This is a genomic window from Ancylobacter sp. WKF20 (assembly GCF_029760895.1).
Lineage (GTDB): Bacteria > Pseudomonadota > Alphaproteobacteria > Rhizobiales > Xanthobacteraceae > Ancylobacter.
In genome coordinates this window covers 681,913-699,813 of the sequence record NZ_CP121679.1, presented here as the reverse complement: position 1 = coordinate 699,813, position 17,901 = coordinate 681,913, and the positions used below count along the sequence as shown (strand labels likewise).

General features: G+C 66.0%; 15 protein-coding genes. 1 reads left to right on the top strand and 14 read right to left on the bottom strand.

The features are described 5' to 3' along the window. Positions 1-11: 11 nt before the first annotated feature. From map to AncyloWKF20_RS03110, 5 genes are all read right to left on the bottom strand, one after another. Positions 12-761 (bottom strand): type I methionyl aminopeptidase, encoded by a 750-nt coding sequence (map, locus tag AncyloWKF20_RS03130; protein ID WP_279316495.1) that lies wholly within the window; start codon positions 759-761, stop codon positions 12-14. Between the two features lie 604 nt (positions 762-1,365). Continuing rightward, on the bottom strand, positions 1,366-2,163 hold the full coding sequence (locus AncyloWKF20_RS03125) for an amino acid ABC transporter ATP-binding protein (RefSeq protein WP_279316494.1): 798 nt from the start codon (positions 2,161-2,163) through the stop codon (positions 1,366-1,368). A 16-nt stretch (positions 2,164-2,179) separates the two neighbouring features. Beyond that, positions 2,180-3,556 carry an amino acid ABC transporter permease gene (locus tag AncyloWKF20_RS03120; RefSeq protein ID WP_279316493.1) on the bottom strand — a complete coding sequence of 459 codons (1,377 nt, stop codon included), beginning with the start codon at positions 3,554-3,556 and terminating at the stop codon, positions 2,180-2,182. Positions 3,557-3,566: 10 nt separating this feature from the next. Continuing rightward, entirely contained in the window at positions 3,567-4,754 is a 1,188-nt protein-coding gene (locus AncyloWKF20_RS03115; protein ID WP_279316492.1) for an amino acid ABC transporter permease, read from the bottom strand. A 113-nt stretch (positions 4,755-4,867) separates the two neighbouring features. Further along, entirely contained in the window at positions 4,868-5,890 is a 1,023-nt protein-coding gene (locus tag AncyloWKF20_RS03110) for an amino acid ABC transporter substrate-binding protein (RefSeq protein ID WP_279316491.1), read from the bottom strand. A 274-nt stretch (positions 5,891-6,164) separates the two neighbouring features. Here AncyloWKF20_RS03110 and metC point away from each other — a divergent pair, with 274 nt between their 5' ends. Further along, positions 6,165-7,358, top strand: coding sequence for a cystathionine beta-lyase (gene metC / locus AncyloWKF20_RS03105; protein WP_279316490.1), 1,194 nt, complete (start codon positions 6,165-6,167; stop codon positions 7,356-7,358). A 2-nt stretch (positions 7,359-7,360) separates the two neighbouring features. On the opposite strand, the gene AncyloWKF20_RS03100 is transcribed toward metC, so the two are convergent. The 9 genes from AncyloWKF20_RS03100 to urtE all read right to left on the bottom strand — a co-directional run bounded on the left by AncyloWKF20_RS03100 (position 7,361) and on the right by urtE (position 17,900). Then, positions 7,361-9,097, bottom strand: coding sequence for a glycosyl transferase (locus tag AncyloWKF20_RS03100; protein ID WP_279316489.1), 1,737 nt, complete (start codon positions 9,095-9,097; stop codon positions 7,361-7,363). A 106-nt stretch (positions 9,098-9,203) separates the two neighbouring features. Further along, positions 9,204-11,489, bottom strand: coding sequence for an EAL domain-containing protein (locus tag AncyloWKF20_RS03095; protein ID WP_279316488.1), 2,286 nt, complete (start codon positions 11,487-11,489; stop codon positions 9,204-9,206). A 135-nt stretch (positions 11,490-11,624) separates the two neighbouring features. Beyond that, on the bottom strand, positions 11,625-12,266 hold the full coding sequence (ureG, locus tag AncyloWKF20_RS03090) for an urease accessory protein UreG (protein WP_279316487.1): 642 nt from the start codon (positions 12,264-12,266) through the stop codon (positions 11,625-11,627). Between the two features lie 18 nt (positions 12,267-12,284). Further along, positions 12,285-12,989: an urease accessory UreF family protein gene (locus AncyloWKF20_RS03085; RefSeq protein WP_279316486.1), complete on the bottom strand. Its 705-nt coding sequence runs from the start codon at positions 12,987-12,989 to the stop codon at positions 12,285-12,287. A 9-nt stretch (positions 12,990-12,998) separates the two neighbouring features. Further along, entirely contained in the window at positions 12,999-13,784 is a 786-nt protein-coding gene (locus AncyloWKF20_RS03080; protein ID WP_279316485.1) for an urease accessory protein UreE, read from the bottom strand. A 106-nt stretch (positions 13,785-13,890) separates the two neighbouring features. Then, positions 13,891-15,603, bottom strand: a complete 1,713-nt coding sequence (ureC, locus tag AncyloWKF20_RS03075) for an urease subunit alpha (protein WP_279316484.1) — start codon at positions 15,601-15,603, stop codon at positions 13,891-13,893. A gap of 47 nt (positions 15,604-15,650) precedes the next feature. After that, positions 15,651-16,271, bottom strand: a complete 621-nt coding sequence (locus tag AncyloWKF20_RS03070) for an urease subunit gamma (RefSeq protein ID WP_279316483.1) — start codon at positions 16,269-16,271, stop codon at positions 15,651-15,653. A 92-nt stretch (positions 16,272-16,363) separates the two neighbouring features. After that, positions 16,364-17,230 carry an urease accessory protein UreD gene (locus AncyloWKF20_RS03065; protein WP_279316482.1) on the bottom strand — a complete coding sequence of 289 codons (867 nt, stop codon included), beginning with the start codon at positions 17,228-17,230 and terminating at the stop codon, positions 16,364-16,366. After that, a complete protein-coding gene (gene urtE, locus AncyloWKF20_RS03060) occupies positions 17,205-17,900 on the bottom strand; it encodes an urea ABC transporter ATP-binding subunit UrtE (RefSeq protein ID WP_279316481.1) in 696 nt (231 codons plus the stop codon). The genes AncyloWKF20_RS03065 and urtE overlap by 26 nt, the downstream gene beginning before the upstream one ends. Position 17,901 lies beyond the last annotated feature (1 nt).

Below are 17,901 nucleotides of genomic sequence, written 5' to 3'. Positions count from 1 at the left end.
CCGCCCAATTCTTACCCAGCGAGCGTGAGGATCAGCGGGCCGTTCCGCGTCGCGACCACCGTGTGCTCATACTGCACGGTGAGCGCGCGCGGCTCGCTGTAGAGCGTCCACGGGTCGTCGCCATCCTCGGCGTGCTCCGCGCCGAGCGACAGGAACGGCTCGACGGTAAAGACCAGCCCCTCGCGCATCACCCGCCGCTCCGACGCGTCCGGCCAGGTGGCGATTTCCTTCGGCTCCTCATGCAGGCTGTGGCCGATGCCGTGGCTCGCGAGGTTGCGCACCAGCGTGTAGCCATTCTTGCGGGCGAAGGCGCCGACGGCCTTGCCAATCCCCGCCAGCGGCCGGCCGGCGCCGACCTCGCGCAGCCCCGCCCACATCGCCCGCCGCCCATCCTTGCACAGCCGCTCGACCGCGCGGGTGACCGGCGGCACGGCATAGGAGGCCCCGGTGTCGCCGAACACGCCGCCCTTCTCGGCGGAGACGTCGATATTGACGAGGTCGCCCGGCTGGATCACCCGCGCGCCGGGGATGCCGTGGGCGATCTCCTCATTGACGCTGATGCAGGTGGCGCCGGGAAAGCCATAGACGCTCTCAGGCGCCGAACGCGCGCCCGCGCCCTCCAGCAGCGCCCGGCCGATGGCGTCGAGTTCGGCCGTGGTGATGCCCGGCTCGATGGCCTTGCCCATCGCCTCCAGCGTCACGGCGACGATGCGGCCGATCTCCTTCAGCGCCGCCAGCTCGGCCTCGCTCGTCACCACCATGGCGGGTTTCTCCGGTCGCGTCGGGAACAGGCGATGGCGTTGAGGCCATCGCGCCGCCGCTGTAACCGGCGAGGCCCCTCCGGGCAAGGCGCCGGCGGCCGGATTGAGGCAAGCGCAGGCGGGGACGACCGGGGGAGGCGCGGCTTGGGGGACAGGGCACGGCACGCAGGGGACGGGGTGCCGCCATCGGGCACGGCGCGCCGTTGACACCCCGTCATCCCGGACGGCCGAAGGCCGATCCGGGATCGCGTCCCGGCTCATGATCGGCAACCGATCCCGGCCTGCGCTGCGCGGAGCTTGTCCTTGGGCTTGCCGAAGGCAAGACCCGAGGGGCCGGGATGACGCTAGCGGGAGGCCGGCGATGAAACACCTCCCCTCCCCGACGGGAAACCTCATCACGCCGAAACGGCGCCACGCGTCGCCCGGTTTCGCCCCTCACCCTCATCGGCCTCATCGGCCATTTTTCCTGCACACACTGGCCTGACTGGTCACCTGACTGCACTGACACGCCACGGCGCATCAACGAAAACGGCCGCCCCATGGGGGCGGCCGTTGCAAGAATTCTCCAGGACGCGCCAGCCGGCGCATCCGGTAAACGCTCGCCTCAGTGCAGTATCTGGCTGAGGAACAGCTTGGTGCGCTCATGCTGCGGGTTGGAGAAGAACGCATTCGGCTCGTTCATCTCGATGATCTGCCCGGCATCCATGAAGATGACGCGGTTGGCGACTTGCCGGGCGAAGCCCATTTCATGGGTCACGCACAGCATGGTCATGCCTTCCTCGGCAAGACTGACCATCGTCTCCAGAACTTCCTTGACCATTTCCGGGTCGAGGGCCGAGGTCGGCTCGTCAAACAACATGATCTTCGGCTTCATGCAGAGCGCGCGCGCAATAGCCACGCGCTGCTGCTGGCCGCCGGAAAGCTGGCCGGGATATTTGTGCGCCTGCTCGGGAATCTTCACCTTCTTGAGAAAATGCATCGCCAGTTCTTCGGCGTCCTTCTTGGGCATCTTGCGAACCCAGATCGGCGCCAGCGTCAGATTTTCCAGAATGGTCAGGTGCGGGAACAGGTTGAAGTGCTGGAAGCACATGCCGACCTCGCGGCGGATTTCGTCGATCCGCTTGAGATCATTGGTCAATTCGATGCCGTCGACGACGATCGACCCCTGCTGGTGTTCCTCCAGCCGGTTGATGCAGCGGATCATGGTCGACTTGCCGGAGCCCGAAGGTCCGCAGATGACGATACGCTCGCCGCGGCGGACCTTCAGGTTGATGTCCTTGAGCACGTGGAATTCGCCGTACCACTTGTGGACGCCAACCAGTTCTACCGCCACGTCTTTTCCCGGCGGCGTGTGCACGGCGGGGATCTCGTCGCTGGAAACGATGGAATGGTGTTCGGTCATGGAATGTCTCCGTCGTTCAGCGGCGGTGGGAGGTGTTGAGGCGGCGCTCCACGAAGAGCGAGTAGCGCGACATGCCGAAGCAGAAGAAGAAGTAGACGAGGCCGGCAAAGGCGAAGCCGGTGTAGAGCGTCACCGGGCTCGCCCAGTTCGGGTCGGTGAAGGACGCGCGGAGCTGGCCGAGGAAATCGAAGATCGAGACGATCAGCACCAGCGTCGTATCCTTGAACAAGCTGATGAAACTGTTCACGATTCCCGGAATGACCAGGGTCAGCGCCTGCGGCAGGATGATGAGCCGCATCATCTGGCTCCAGGTCAGCCCCATCGCCATCGCGCCCTCATACTGGCCCTTCGGAATGGCCTGCAGGCCACCGCGCACCACCTCCGCCATATAGGCGGCGGAGAACAGCGCGACACCCACCAACGCACGCAGCAGCGCGTCCGGGTTGGCGCCCTGCGGCAGGAACAGCGGCAGCATATACGTCGCGAAGAACAGTACAGTAATCAGCGGCACGCCGCGCCAGAACTCGATGAAGATCACCGAAAGCAGCCGCACGACGGGCATCTGCGAGCGCCGCCCCAGCGCCAACGCGATACCCAGCGGCAGCGAAGCGACGATGCCGGTAACCGCGATCACCAGCGTCACCAACAGCCCGCCCCACTGCCGGGTCTCGACATAGTCGAGGCCGACATCGACGTCCCAGGCAAAAACCACCACCGCGAAGCCGGCGAAGACCAGCAGCGTGCTGCGCGCCGCCGCAAGGCCGGCGCCGCCGAGGCCGGCGATGATACCGCCGATGATACCCGCGACGAGGAAGGCGGTGAGCAGCAGATCGACCCAGAAGGTGAGGTTCAGCCCGGCCACCGTCGCCCCGCCGGTCAGCGGGCTGATAAGGCCGAAACGCTCTAGGAAGAAGGCGGAAGCGTTGATGTTGCCGCCGGTCAGCAGGACAAAGGCCACGACCGGGTAGACCGCGAAGAACAGCAGCGAATTCAGCCGCTTATACGGTGCGCTCGGCACCAGCAGCGGGACCAGGAGGATGGCCCCCAGCGCGAAGACGATGTTGGGCCGCCAGCGTTCGGCGAACGGGTAAAAGCCGTAGATGAACTGGCCGAACTTGGCATGGACGAAGGGCCAGCAGGCACCAACATTCGGCCCGAGGCAGGCCTCGCGGTTCTGTCCGGTCCACACCGCGTCGATCAGCAGGAAGCGGATCAGCGGCGGGAAAATCAGCAGCGCCACGCCGATGCCGGCGAGGGTGAGGATCGTGTGGAAGAAGCCGGAGAACAGGTTCTCCCGCATCCAGCCGATGGGCCCGAGATTGCGCGTGGGCGGCGGCAGCGGCGTTACGAGGTCGGCCCGGATGAAGGTGCCGTCGTCGAAGGTCAGACTCATAGCGCGCTCCTCACCGTTCCACGAGCGCGACGCGCTTGTTGTAGGCGTTCATGATGATGGAGGTGATGATGGACAGCAGCAGATAGACGCCCATGGTCATCGCCACGATCTCGATCGCCTGACCGGTCTGGTTCAGCGTGGTGCCGGCAAAGACCGCGACGAGGTCGGGGTAACCGATGCCCACGGCGAGCGACGAGTTCTTGGTGAGGTTGAGATACTGGCTGGTCAGCGGGGGAATGATCACCCGCATCGCCTGCGGAATGACCACAAGCCGCAAGGTCTGGCTGTTCTTCAGCCCCAGCGAATGGGCGGCTTCCGTCTGGCCATGGCTGACCGCCTGAATGCCGGCGCGCACATTTTCCGCGATGAAGGCGGCGGTATAGGTCGCCAGCGCCACGGTGAGCGCGACGAATTCGGGAATGACCCGCACACCGCCGACGAAGTTGAAGCCCTTGAGTTCCGGGCGCTCGATGGTGATCGGGAAGTCCGTGGCGAACATCGCCACCGTCGGCACGAGGATGAGGATGGCAAGCCCGATGGGCAGCATGGGCAGCCGGCGCCCGGTCTCCTCCTGCCGCGCGCGCGACCAGTAACTGAGCAGGATGACGGCGAGGATAGCCGCGCCGATCGCCCACAGCACCACGCCCGTTCCATCGCCGAAGATCGGGCGGGGAACGATAAGGCCGCGGTTGGAGATGTAGATCTCGTTGAAAAGATTGATGCTCTGCCGCGGATTGGGCATCGCGCTGAGCACCGCGAGGTACCAGAACAGGATCTGGAACAGCGGCGGCAGGTTGCGCAGCACCTCGACATAGATCGTCGACAGGAGGCGCACGACGAAGTTCTTGGAGAGGCGGCCGATGCCGACCAGGAAGCCGATGACGGTGCCTAGGATGATGCCGACCACCGCGACCAGAAGGGTGTTCAGCAGGCCGACAAAGAAGGCCCGGCCATAGGTCGACGTCTCGCTATAGGGAATGAGCGTCTGGTTGATGCCGAAGCCGGCGGTGTTGTCGAGAAAGCCGAAACCGGTCGCGATCTTCTGCGCCGCCAGGTTCTGGCTGGCATTGTCGACGAACATCCAGCCCAGAAAAACGACCACGATCAAGGCTATGATCTGCAGCCCTATGCTGCGCACCTTTGGGTCGTTGATGAAAGAAGTCTTCCCGCCAGACGCGGGCGCGGCCAAGTCCGTCATGGTCCCCCTCGCCTCTTTCGAGGCTCACTGCTTAATCCCGGCGCCGAACTTTGCGTCAGCTTCCGGCAGGAAAGCTCCCGGCCCATAGGACCGGGAGCCTGTCATGACTGATCTCAGCGGATCGGCGGGGCGTACTGCAGGCCGCCCTTGCTCCACAGCGCGTTCACGCCGCGGGCCAGCTTGAGGGGGGTGCTGGGGCCGACATTCTTGTCGTACATCTCGCCGTAATTGCCGACGCCCTTGACGACCTGATAGGCCCAGTCATTGCCGATGCCCATGCCCTCACCGAACTTGCCTTCGGTGCCGAGCAGGCGCTTGACCTCGGGATTGGCCGAGGACTTGAGCTGGTCGTCGACGTTCTTCGAGGTCACGCCGAGCTCTTCGGCGTTGAGCTGGGCGAACAGCACCCACTTCACGATGTCGAACCACTGGTCGTCACCATGCGCGACCACCGGGCCGAGCGGCTCCTTGGAGATGATCTCTGGGAGAACGATGTGGTCGTCCGGGTTCGTCAGCTTGAGACGCTCGCCGGCGAGGCCCGAACGGTCGGTCGTGAGCACGTCGCAGCGGCCGGCGTCATAAGCCTTGACCACTTCGTCGTTGGTGGCGAAGGCGATGACCTCATAGGTCATGTTGTTGGCGCGGAAGAAGTCGGCGAGGTTCTGCTCGGTGGTGGTGCCGGTCTGCGTGCAGATCGAGGCGCCCGAGAGCTCCATGGCCGAGTTCACCTTCTTGTCCTTGCGGATCATGAAGCCCTGGCCGTCATAATAGGTCACGCCGGTGAAGTTGAGACCGAGCGAGGTATCGCGCGTGATGGTCCAGGTGGTGTTACGCGACAGAATATCGATGTCGCCGGACTGCAGCGCGGTGAAGCGATCCTTGGCCGACAGAGGCGTGTACTTGACCTTGTTGGCATCGCCGAACACCGCCGCGGCAACGGCGCGACAGAAATCCACGTCGAGGCCGGTCCAGTTGCCCTTGTCGTCGGGCGTCGAGAAACCGGGCAGGCCCTGGCTGACGCCGCACTGGATGAAGCCCTTGGACTTCACCTGCTCGAGCTTCGTCGCAGCCTGCGCGCCGGTGGCCGCGAGGCCAAGGGCGCCCGCGACGGCAAACGTGGAAATGAGGCGTTTCATGTGTGCAGCCTTCTTTACTGGTTCTGAGCTGACGTTCCGCTCGTGGCTTCGAACGGAACGTTGCGACAATTAAAGCAATTCACATGCCGCTACATGCCGGGCGTGCGCGGCACGGTCTGCCCCCTTCGTCTATATCCGCTGGGCACCGTGCTATAGGATGCTGCGGAAGACGCGGGAGTCATCAGAACGCCGTATTACCCCACGGTCAAGCGCAACCCGTCCTCCTCCACGACCGCCCCACTGGCATCAAGATACCCACGAGCGATTTCTCAGCATGGCTTCAGTTCGCAAAGACGCGCCGCCCTCCACGTATTCCCTGGAAACCGACCTCGTGCTGCTTGGGCGCGACCCCGCGCGGTTTGACGGCTTCGTGAATACGCCGATCGTGCGTGGCTCCACCGTGCTGTCGCCGACGGTCGCCGACCTTGAGGGCCACACGGGCCGCTACACCTATGGGCGGCGCGGGAACCCCACGGTCGAGGCGCTGGAAAAGGCCCTGACGCAGCTTGAGGGCGGCGCTGGCGTGGTGCTCACGCCATCCGGCCTGTCGGCGGTCAGCGTCGCGCTGCTCTCCGTGCTGCAGGCGGGCGACCACCTGCTGATGACGGACAGCGCCTATCTGCCGACACGCCAGTTCTGCAACGGCGTGCTGCGCCGCTACGGCGTCGAGACGACCTATTACGATCCCCTCGTCGGGGGGGGCATCGCCGGGCTGATCCGGCCGAACACGCGGGCGGTGTTCCTGGAGTCGCCGGGCTCGCAGTCCTTCGAGGTGCAGGACGTCCCGGCGATTATCGAGGCGCTGCGCGGCACCGACATACTGACGCTGATCGACAACACCTGGGCGACGCCGCTGTATTTTCGCCCCCATGATGTAGGGGTGGACATCTCCATCCAGGCCGGCACCAAATATCTGAGCGGCCACTCCGATCTGAACATCGGAACGATCTCCGCCACGGCGCGCAGCTATCCGCGCGTGAAGCAGACCCATGGCGACCTCGGCATCACCGTCGCCCCCGAGGACGCCTTTCTGGGCGCGCGCGGGCTCCGAACCATGGCGGTACGCCTTGCCCGGCATCAGGAATCCGCGCTCACCGTGGCCCGGTGGCTTGCGTCCCGGCCGGAGGTTCTGCGGGTGCTTCATCCCGGCCTTCCGGAGCACCCCGGCCATGCGCTGTGGAAGCGGGACTTCAAAGGCGCGACCGGGCTGTTCAGCATCATTCTCCAGCCTGTGCCGAAGGCGGCGGTCGATGCCTTCCTCGACAGCCTCGCCTTGTTCGGCCTCGGCTATAGCTGGGGCGGGTTCGAGAGCCTGGCGATCCCGTTCGACTGCCGCACCTATCGCACGGCGACGCAGTGGGAGCCGGGTGGCCCCGGCGTGCGCATCCATATCGGGCTTGAAGATCCGGCGGATCTCATTGCCGATCTTGAACAGGGTTTCGGCCGGCTCCGCGACGTGGCGGGCTGACCTCAGCCGCCTGTGCGCCGGTAAACGGAGAGGCGGACGGCGCGCCCGTCCGCATAGGCGATGCCGCCAATATCGGCGGTGCGCTCGAAGCGCAGGCCCAGCGCCTCGGCGCGCCGCACGAAGCGGACCTCCTGCCGTCGCTCGATCAGCACGACATGGCAGCCGCCCTCGCGCAGGAAGTCAGCGGCGGCGGCACCATCCATGAAGCGCACCTTACCCGGCAGCAGGAAGGGCAGGCTCGGCTCGTTGTAGCCGGCGGCCCCCACCACCAGCGCCTCGCTGTCAGCCGGACAGCTTTCGCGGGCGATGGCAGCGACGACGCGCGGCGAGACCCACAGGCTGGCCATCTGCGGCAGCAGGAGTTGCATGACGCCGAAGCCCGAGATCAGCATGCCGACGACCGCGAGCAGGGCCGACTTTTCGACGCCGTACTCGCGCACGGCGGCAGCGGCGGTCACAAGCGCGAAGAAGCCGAGCAGCAGCAGCGGCCAGGCCAGCAGGCTGGTGGTGCGGTCAAAGACGGCGAGGCCAAGCAGCGCGGAGACCGCGATAAAGGCGCCGATCACCGGCCACAGCCAGAGCACGCGCACGAGGCGAGGCCCGCTCAGCGCCATCGCCCCCCGCTCGATCGCGATCGCAATGGCAATGGCAACCGCCGGGAACAGCGGCAGCAGATGCGCGGGGAACTTCGTCGGGATGAGGTCGAGCACGAACCAGGCCGGCACGGCCCAGGCGAGGAGCAGCCGCACGGTGCGCAGCCGGCGGGCCTTCCACAGCATGGGCGCGGCCAGCACCGCGAGCGGCGCCGCCGGCCAGAACATCCCTCCAAACGCGAGGAGCAGCGTGCCCGGCAGTGGTCCCGTGCCTTGGAAAGAGGGCGATACCCGACCCATCATGGCCCGCGCCGCCGAGGCCATGTTGCTGTCATCCATGCCGAAATGGCGCAGCAGGTACCAGACCAGCCCGACAAAGGCGCAGAGAGCCAGGCCCACGACGGGAAAGGTGACGCGCAACGCGCGGAAGGAACGATCCACCGCGACAAGCGCCAGCAGCGCCATCAACGGGTAGAACAGCGCCATGAGCCCGCGCGAGAACAGCGCGACGGCGAGCGAACCCCAGAGAATGGCAACGAGCGCGCGCGGAGCGCCCGTCGGCAACAGACTGGCGGCCTCACGGGCCTGCGTCGGCAGATAAAGCCGGGCGAGCGCGCCGAGCATCGCGGCGGCCGCGGCGAGCATGACGGCATCCGGCACAGCCAGGCGCGCCGCCACGCCCACGGCGGCCGAGGAACCGAGCAGAATGGCGGCCAGCAGCGCCCCACGCCGTCCCGTAAAGGCGAGCGCCGCCCAGAAGGTGAGCAGCACCGCGGCAATGGCGGCCAGCAGCGAGGGAAGACGGTAGAGCCAGATCGTATGATCGGCATTCTTCACGCCCGCCAGCTTGGCGGTACCTACCAGCGCGGACTGCACCCAATACCAGCCCAGCGGGCGGGTGTGCGCGCTTTCGCTGCCGATCCGGGTTTCCGCGAGCTGCCCGGTATCCACCATTTGCCGCGAGATCAGCGCAAAGCGCGCCTCGTCCCGGTCCAGAACAGGCGTGGAGAAGAAGCCGGGGAGGAAAGCGACGAGGCACAACAGGACCAGCAGCAGGACGCACCGCATATTGGTCCGGGACGCGCCATCGATGAGGCCAACAAGGCGGCTTGCCAGCCTTAGACCGCGCAGCGGCGCGCGCGTCATGGCGGAACTTTCGTTCCACAGGGCCTCAGGCTTCATCATGCTCGTCCGATTCGAGATGACGGGAACATAACAGAAGGCCAGAGGCGGCGCCGAGACCGCGACGATGTCACATCAGCGCATCAAGCGGACCTGGCGCGCCATAGGAAGCGAGTTCGGGGCTCCAGCCCTTGAGCAGCGCGGGGACGCGGGAGGCCGGCAGGGCCTTGGAGTAGAGAAAGCCCTGCGCGTAATCGCAGCCATTAGCCCGCAGATAGGACGCCTGCGAGAACGTCTCGACGCCCTCGGCGACCGTCTCGATCCCAAGACTCTGGCCGAGATTGATGACCGCGCGCACGATGGCGGCATCGTCGATATCGTGCTCGATGTCATGCACGAAGGAGCGGTCGATCTTGATGCGATCAACCGGAAACTGCTTCAGATGGCTGAGCGACGCGAAGCCGGTGCCGAAATCATCCAGCGCGATACGGATGCCAGCCTGATTGAGGATCTGCAGGCTCTGCCGGACCATCTCCGTTCCACGACCGAGGAAGACGGTTTCCGTCACCTCTATGGTGAGCCGCTCCGTGCCGAGGCCCGCGAGGTCGAGAGCCGTGAGAACGCGTTCGGGCAGTTCGCCATGGGCGAATTCGGGTGAGCTGACATTGATCGCGACATGCCCATAGTCGCAGCCGAGCGCGGTCCACTGCGCCATGTCGCGCGTGGTCAGCTGTAGCAGGCGCTCGCCCATCTCGACCGAGAGATGGGGGTCCTCGAAGATCGCGCTGAAGTCCTGCGGCCCCAGCACGCCGCGACGCGGATGCCGCCAGCGCAGCAGCGCCTCGAAGCCGACAATGGCCCCGGTCGAGAGCGACACCTTCGGCTGATAGAAGGGCTGGAACTCGCCATTCTTCAGGCCAAGCCTGACGCGGGCCGCCAGTTGCACGCGGTTCTCGGTCGCCTTCTGCATGCGTGGGTCATAGGCAACGGCAATGCCCCGCCCGGCGGATTTGGCGCGATAGAGGGCGATGTCCGCGTTCTTCAGCAGTGTGGAAGGGTCGGTGCCATGATCCGGCGCCACGGTGACACCGATGCTGCCGCGGCAGGAGAGCGAGGTGCGCCGATACTCGAAGGGCAGGCTCAGCGCGGCCAGAATGCGCTGGGCAACGATCATCCCGTCATCGGCATTTTCCATGCGCGACAGCAGCACGATGAACTCGTCACCGCCGAGCCGTGCCACCGTATCCAGTTCCGACACACTCGCCATGAGCCGCCGCGCCACCTCGATGAGCAGCGCGTCGCCGGCATCATGGCCGAGGGTGTCGTTGACGTCCTTGAACTGGTCCAGATCGACCAGTAGCACGCCGACATAGCCCCCGCTGCGTCGCGCACGACGCAGGGCGATATCCAGCTTGTCCCGCATCAGTCCCCGATTGGGGAGGTCGGTGAGCGCATCATGATTGGCCATGTGCCACATGCGCTGCTCGGCCTGCTTGCGCTCAGTCACGTCCTGCATGATGCCGAAGGCGCGCGCAGGAACGCCGTCCTCGATCTCAAGTTCGCAGCTCTGCCGGATCAGGCGGTGTTGGCCTTGGGCGTTGACGAAGGGCAGCTCTATCTCGAACGCCTCGCCCGTCCGCAGGGCGTGCACGAATTTGCGCCGGAAATGACGCCGGGCCTCAAGCGGAAAGTGGGCTAGAGCCAGTTCCTCGGTCGGCTCGCTGGTGGGTGGCAGACCGTAGATGCGGTAGACACCGTCCGACCAGCTGAGGCGGCGGGTGGCAACGTCCAGTTCCCAGCCGCCGACCTTGGCGAGCCTCTCCGTCTGCGCCAGCAAGGTCTGCCGCCGCCACAGCTCGCGACTCTGCATTTCCAGCAGGCTCTGGCTGGTCCGGCGGTGCTCGAGTTCCCGCTTGGTCCGACGCGTCGCCTCGTGCAGGCGGAACTGGTCGACGATGATCTGTGTGAGATGCAGGACGATCTCGCGTTCATCGGGCGCCAACTCGCGCGGCTCGGGCCCGAAGAGGCAGAGCGAGCCGATATTCAGTCCCGGACGCAGCGCGATGGGCGAGCCGATATAGAAGCGGATGTGGGGATCACCCACGACATAGATATTGTCACGAAAACGCGGATCGTCCCGGGCATCCGGGACCACCAGCATCTCATTGTCCATGAGCGTCCAGGCGCTGAAAGAGTGCGCCCGAGACGTACCTTCCACCTGCCCGAAGCCCGAATTCGCCTTGAACCACTGACGATCGCGGTCGACCAGGCCGATGCAGGCGGACGGCAGGTTGAACATCTTGCGCGCGAGCACGCACACCCCGTCCAGCACGGCGGAGGGCGGTGAGTTCAGTATGTCGAGCGCATGGAGTTCCGCGAGCCTTTCCGCCTCATTATCGGGAATCGGAAAGGACATTTCGCACCTGGTGAGGCGGGCGGGGGCAAAGCCGTTCGGAACGGGACGGGTGTTCAGCCGCAGCCCAGCTCCAATACAGGCGGTTCAGAAGATACCGCCATTTCACCACCAACGTGACGGCGCGACAATAGTCGCTCACTCAGCTGCGGGACGCTCCGTGGCGGCCAGCCCACCCGCTTCCTCGATGAAGCGCGCGACCTCAGCGACGCCCTTACCCTCGCGAATATTGGAGAAGACGAAAGGCCGCCGGCCACGCATGCGCTGGCTGTCGCGGTCCATCACCTCAAGCGACGCGCCGACGAAGGGCGCGAGGTCGATCTTGTTGATGACGAGCAGGTCCGAGCGGGTGATGCCCGGCCCGCCCTTGCGCGGGATCTTCTCGCCTGCCGAGACGTCGATCACATAGATGGTGATGTCCGCCAGCTCCGGCGAGAAGGTCGCGGCAAGGTTGTCGCCTCCCGACTCGATCAGGATGAGGTCGAGCCCCGGAAACCGCCCGCGCATTTCGGCCACCGCCGCGAGATTGGCTGAGGCGTCCTCGCGGATCGCCGTGTGTGGGCAGCCACCGGTCTCCACACCCATGATGCGATCGGCCGGCAGCGCGCCAGCGCGGGTGAGAATCTCCGCGTCCTCTTTGGTGTAAATGTCATTGGTGATGGCGCAGAGATCATAGCGATCGCGAAAGGTCCGGCAGAGCGCCTCCATCAGCGCCGTCTTGCCGGAGCCGACGGGCCCGCCGATGCCGACCCGAAGCGGTCCTGTGGCTTGCCTGGTCATTCAGTGTCCCCTCACCTGTCAGCTCCTGAAGAGCCGCGTGTACTGTGTCTCATGGCGCATCGACGCGATGTCGGATGCAAGTGCGCTGCCGCCAAGGCGCTCCAGCGTTTCACTCGCCGCGGTCACAGCGACCTCGCGCACGATCGGCGTCACCGCCGCCATGGCGCGGTTGCCGTCGCTCTGGCCGAGCGGCACCAGCCGCACCGCCGCGGAGATCAAATTCGCCGCCACGGCGCCGAGATAGGCGGATAGCGTCGCCGGCAGCGGCAAGCCATGCGCGGCGGCAGCCATGCCGACGGCGGCGGGATAGGCGACGCGCCCGCTCCAGATATCGGCCAAGCGATCCAGAACCGGGGCGGGCCACGCCAGTCGGGTGGCGGCGATGAAGGCATCCCCCTGGTTCAACGTCTCCATCTGCCGTTCGCGCGAGGGCGCGAACGCGGCGGCGAGTTCGAGCAGGTCGCGCAAGGCTGTGTCGTCGCCGCTGGCCGTTGCCCGATGAGCATGGGCAAGGAGGACGGAGTCCGTGAACGGGCCGCCGTGGTGAAGGAGATCGTCCACCCAGCCTATGAGGCCATGAACATTGCCAACCGCGCCGGTCTCCACCGCCCATTCAAGAGCGTGCGAATAGGCAAAGGCGCCGACCGGGTAGGCCGGCGACAGCCACACGAATAAAGGCAGCAGGTCCGTGGCCGGCGCCGCCGCCCCCTTCGCACCGCTCATGCCCGTTCCCTAATGGCCGTGGCGATGGCCGGCCGCATGGCCATGATCATCATGCGAGTGGTCGCCATGCTTGTGGTCATCGTGCGCGTGGTGGTCATGAGCATGGTCATGCCCGCAGCCGCAGCCGGCGTCGTGCTCATGCTTATGCTTATGCGCCGCGCCATGATCGTGCACATGCAGCACGTCCCGCGCCGGAGCATGGTCGTGATGCTCATGGTCGTGATGCTCGTGACCATGATGTTCATGGCCATGGTGCTCATCATGCGCGTGGTCATGACCGCAGCCGCAGCCCTCGCCATGGGTGTGATGATGTCCATGATCGTGGTGACCATGATCGTGGTGCGCATGGCCATGCGCCTCGGCCGCCTCGTAGGCGCCGCCCTCAGGCTCGAACGCCGCCTCAACGATGGAAACCGAGGCGCCGAGGCCACGGACCATGTCCTCCAGAACGGAATCGCGGGCGATGCGGATACGGTCGGCCAGCAGCTCGGCCGGCACATGGCGGTTGCCGAGATGCCAGGCGAGACGCGCGAGATGATGCGGATCCTGCGCCACGATTTCCGCCACCGGCTCTTCAGCGGCAGCGACGGCGACGATGCGGCCATCATCGAGCAGCAGGCCATCCCCGTTCTTCAGACGAGTCGCGTCTTCCAGATCGAGCAGGAACGCCACGTCGCCCTCACCGCGCATGGCGATGCGGCGGCGGTGGCGGCCGTCATGCGGCAGCACGACGCGATCGGCGGCGCTGGCGGCCTCCCAGCTGCCGGCGGGCAGGATCGAACGGGCACGGATCATGGTCAGTCTCCTCGGAGCATGTCCCCGCAAAGGTGGTGTGCCATTGCGGCGATGCCATGCCCCGGCTGATGGATTTCGGCAGGCGCGTGGGCGCGCCGGTCGATGATTAGAACAGGAAATAGCGCTGCGCCATCGGCAGTTCGCTCGCCGGTGCGCAGGTAAGCAGCTCGCCATCCGCGCGGACCTCGTACGTCTCGGGATCGATCTCCAGATGCGGCGTCGCGCTGTTGTGGATCATCGACGCCTTGGAAATGCCGCCCCGCACATTCGAAACGGCGACGAGCCGCTTTTCCAGCCCGAGCTTGGCGCCGACATTCAGCTCGATGGCGGCCTGCGAGACGAAGGTCAGGGAGGTCGCCGTGCGCGCCTTGCCGAAGGCACCGAACATCGGCCGGTAGTGGACCGGCTGCGGGGTCGGGATGGACGCATTCGGGTCGCCCATCTGGGCAGCGACGATCATGCCGCCCTTCACCACCATGTCCGGCTTGGTGCCGAAGAAGGCGGGCGACCAGACGACCAGATCCGCCAGCTTGCCCACTTCCACCGAGCCGATGTGATGCGCCAAACCGTGCGCGATGGCGGGGTTGATCGTGTATTTGGCGACATAACGCTTGGCGCGGGCATTGTCGTTGCGCTCGCTGTCGCCCGGCAGAAGGCCACGCTGCAGCTTCATCTTGTGCGCGGTCTGCCAAGTGCGCGTGACCACCTCGCCAAGCCGGCCCATCGCCTGGCTGTCCGAGCTCATCATCGAGATGGCGCCGATATCGTGCAGAATGTCCTCGGCGGCGATGGTCTCCTTGCGGATGCGGCTCTCGGCGAACGCCAGATCCTCGGCGATCAGCGGGTCGAGGTGATGGCAGACCATGAGCATGTCGAGATGCTCATCGAGCGTATTGATCGTGAAGGGCCGCGTCGGATTGGTGGAGGACGGCAGCACATTGGGCAGGCCGACCACCTTCATGATGTCCGGCGCATGCCCGCCGCCCGCGCCTTCCGTGTGGAAGGCATGGATGGTCCGGCCCTTGAAGGCAGCGATGGTGTCCTCGACGAAGCCGCTCTCATTGAGCGTGTCGCTGTGGATCATCACCTGAATGTCGTGATCGTCCGCCACCGAGAGGCAGTTGTCGATCGCCGCCGGCGTCGTGCCCCAGTCCTCGTGGAGCTTGAGCGCGCAGGCGCCCGCCTCGATCTGCTCGACCAGCGGGCCCGGCAGCGACGCGTTGCCCTTGCCCGAGAAGGCGAGATTGACCGGGAAGCTGTCGGACGCCCGCAGCATCATCTCGATGTGCCAGGGGCCGGGCGTACAGGTCGTCGCGTTGGTGCCTGCCGCCGGGCCGGTGCCCCCGCCGAGCATGGTGGTCACGCCGCTCATCAGCGCGTGCTCGATCTGCTGCGGGCAGATGAAGTGGATGTGGCTGTCGAAGCCGCCGGCCGTGATGATCTTGCCTTCGCCGGCGATGATCTCGGTGGAGGCGCCGATGATGATGGAAACGCCGGGCTGGATCGCCGGATTGCCCGCCTTGCCAATGCCGCAGATGCGCCCGTCACGGATACCGATATCGGCCTTCACAATTCCCCAGTGATCGAGGATCAGCGCGTTGGTGATGACGGTGTCCACCGCGCCGTCGCCACGCGTCACCTGCGACTGGCCCATGCCGTCGCGAATGGTCTTGCCGCCGCCGAACTTCACCTCCTCGCCATAGACGGTGAAGTCCTTCTCCACCTCAATGACCAGTGAGGTGTCGGCGAGGCGCACACGGTCGCCCGTGGTGGGGCCGAACATTTCGGCATAGGTGGCGCGGGAAATCTTGATCGACATGGCGTTTCCGTTCGGCAATCGGGCGAGCGCGAAAAAGGGAAGCCGGCTTAGAGCCGGCCCATCACGGTCTGGCGGAAGCCATAGACCTCCCGCTGGCCCGCCAGCGCGACCAGCTTCACCTCGCGGCTCTGGCCGGGCTCGAAGCGAACGGCGGTGCCGGACGGAATGGCAAGCCGCATGCCGCGCGCGGCATCGCGATCAAAGCTCAGCGCGGGGTTGGTCTCGAAGAAATGGTAGTGGCTGCCGACCTGAATCGGCCGGTCGCCCGTGTTGGCCACCGTGATGGCGATGATCTCACGCCCGGCGAGCAGCTCAATGTCGCCCTCCTCCACCAGCACCTCGCCCGGCGGCGGCACGACATGACTGGAGGGGATGGGCTCGTGAACGGTGACGAGCTTGGTGCCGTCCGGAAACGTCGCCTCGACCTGAATATCGTGGATCATATCGGCGACGCCCGGCATGACTTGGTCGACGGTGAGCACCTGCGTGCCGAGCGTCATCAGCTCGGCCACCGTCTTGCCATCGCGCGCGCCTTCCACCACCACATCGGTGATGAGCGCCACCGCCTCGGGATGGTTGAGCTTGATGCCGCGCTCGAGGCGGCGGCGCGCTACCATCGCGGCCATGGCGACGAGGAGCTTGTCCTTCTCGCGCGGGCTGAGATTCATCGGTCAGGTCTCCGGCTGTGCAGGCAGTGCGGGGTGGTTTCGGCGCGGGGCGGCACGACCATGCATCAGAGGTGCCATAGCGTACGGTGGCATCAGGAGTGCCATATGCGGGGCACCTCGGTAATGCCCAGCGCGGGAATGACACGGCGGATGGCAGCGTCGAGCGGCGCGCCATCGCGCGCCAGCAGGCGGATACTCACCATGCCGTTCCAGGCGCTGGCCCCGGCGTCGAGATGGTCCGGCAGACCATCCGGCAGGTCGAGCGCCGCGCGCACCGCCTCCAGCCGGCTCTCCGCATCGGGAGCGATGAGAAGCAGCGTGGCAAAGGCAGCCCAACCACCGGCACAGGCCCGCCGATCCAGCGTTGCCGCGATATCGCCCTCAAGCACCATGCCGTCGGCATAGATCAGCTGGCCGGCCCTGCGGATGCGCCAGCTATCGAGCAATTCGCCGCGCGTGAACCGCTCACCCCGTGCCGTACGGCCAAGTATCACCGGCTCAACGAGCAAGAGGCGCGCGTCGGCAGCGACATCGGCAATGATCGACCGCCTGAGGCGCGCGCCATCGAACAGGATGGTCGGTTGCGGCATCCAGTCGATGGCCGCGCCCGACGCGGCCGCGAGGTCGACATCAACGCGCGTCGGCGAGCCGTCGGAGCGATGCACCTTCTCCGCCGCCTGGGTGGTGACCACAAGTTGGGCGGACGATGCCGCGCGGATGATCGCTTGCGAGCTGTCGCCCCCGGTCAGCCCCCCGCCCGTGTTGAGAAGAACCGCCTCAAGCGCGCGGCGACGCCGGCCGGACAGCGGAAAGCGGGCCCGGGCAAAGCCGGCTTCCTCGATATGCGTGCGTAGCGTGCGCCCGTCGATGCCGACCGCTTCGATCCGCAACCGTCCATGCCCGCGCCGTTCGACCGGAATCGTGGCGGCGACGTCAGACGGCAATTCGATTGCGTACATCCGGATCCTCAAGGGCGGCGCCGTCGCCCGACATCACCACCGCGCCGCGCTCCATCACGATGAAGCGGTCGGCCAGTTCCTTGGCGAAGTCGAAATACTGCTCGACCAGCACGATGGCGATATCGCCCTTGCTGCGCAAGTAGCGGATGGCGTTGCCGATATCCTTGATGATCGAGGGCTGGATGCCCTCGGTAGGCTCGTCCAGAACCAGCACCTTGGGACGCATCACCAGCGCCCGGCCGATGGCAAGCTGCTGCTGCTGCCCACCCGACAGATCGCCGCCGCGGCGGCGCATCATCGAATCGAGCACAGGAAAAAGCGAGAACACGTCGTCCGGAATGAAGCGGTCCGCGCGCTTGAGCGGGGCAAAGCCCGTCTGGAGATTCTCGGCCACGGTCAGCAGCGGAAAAATCTCGCGTCCCTGCGGCACGAAGGCGATGCCACGGCGCGCCCGCTCGGACGGGGCCATTGTGGTGATGTCCTCGCCATTGAAGAGGATGGCCCCCTTGGCGACGGGCGCCTGGCCGACAATGGCGCGCATCAGACTGGTCTTGCCCACGCCATTGCGCCCGAGCACGCAGGTGACCTTGCCGGGCTCGGCCACCAGCGAGACGCCGCGCAGCGCCTGCGCGGCACCGTAGAAGAGGTTGACGTCCTGAACTTCCAGCATG

Bases quoted from the DNA above. Each gene is read 5' to 3' on its own strand.
- map (WP_279316495.1), bottom strand. From the start codon at position 761: ATGGTGGTGACGAGCGAGGCCGAGCTGGCGGCGCTGAAGGAGATCGGC.
- AncyloWKF20_RS03125 (WP_279316494.1), bottom strand. From the start codon at position 2,163: ATGACCGAACACCATTCCATCGTTTCCAGCGACGAGATCCCCGCCGTG.
- AncyloWKF20_RS03120 (WP_279316493.1), bottom strand. From the start codon at position 3,556: ATGAGTCTGACCTTCGACGACGGCACCTTCATCCGGGCCGACCTCGTA.
- AncyloWKF20_RS03115 (WP_279316492.1), bottom strand. From the start codon at position 4,754: ATGACGGACTTGGCCGCGCCCGCGTCTGGCGGGAAGACTTCTTTCATC.
- AncyloWKF20_RS03110 (WP_279316491.1), bottom strand. From the start codon at position 5,890: ATGAAACGCCTCATTTCCACGTTTGCCGTCGCGGGCGCCCTTGGCCTC.
- metC (WP_279316490.1), top strand. From the start codon at position 6,165: ATGGCTTCAGTTCGCAAAGACGCGCCGCCCTCCACGTATTCCCTGGAA.
- AncyloWKF20_RS03100 (WP_279316489.1), bottom strand. From the start codon at position 9,097: ATGACGCGCGCGCCGCTGCGCGGTCTAAGGCTGGCAAGCCGCCTTGTT.
- AncyloWKF20_RS03095 (WP_279316488.1), bottom strand. From the start codon at position 11,489: ATGTCCTTTCCGATTCCCGATAATGAGGCGGAAAGGCTCGCGGAACTC.
- ureG (WP_279316487.1), bottom strand. From the start codon at position 12,266: ATGACCAGGCAAGCCACAGGACCGCTTCGGGTCGGCATCGGCGGGCCC.
- AncyloWKF20_RS03085 (WP_279316486.1), bottom strand. From the start codon at position 12,989: ATGAGCGGTGCGAAGGGGGCGGCGGCGCCGGCCACGGACCTGCTGCCT.
- AncyloWKF20_RS03080 (WP_279316485.1), bottom strand. From the start codon at position 13,784: ATGATCCGTGCCCGTTCGATCCTGCCCGCCGGCAGCTGGGAGGCCGCC.
- ureC (WP_279316484.1), bottom strand. From the start codon at position 15,603: ATGTCGATCAAGATTTCCCGCGCCACCTATGCCGAAATGTTCGGCCCC.
- AncyloWKF20_RS03070 (WP_279316483.1), bottom strand. From the start codon at position 16,271: ATGAATCTCAGCCCGCGCGAGAAGGACAAGCTCCTCGTCGCCATGGCC.
- AncyloWKF20_RS03065 (WP_279316482.1), bottom strand. From the start codon at position 17,230: ATGTACGCAATCGAATTGCCGTCTGACGTCGCCGCCACGATTCCGGTC.
- urtE (WP_279316481.1), bottom strand. From the start codon at position 17,900: ATGCTGGAAGTTCAGGACGTCAACCTCTTCTACGGTGCCGCGCAGGCG.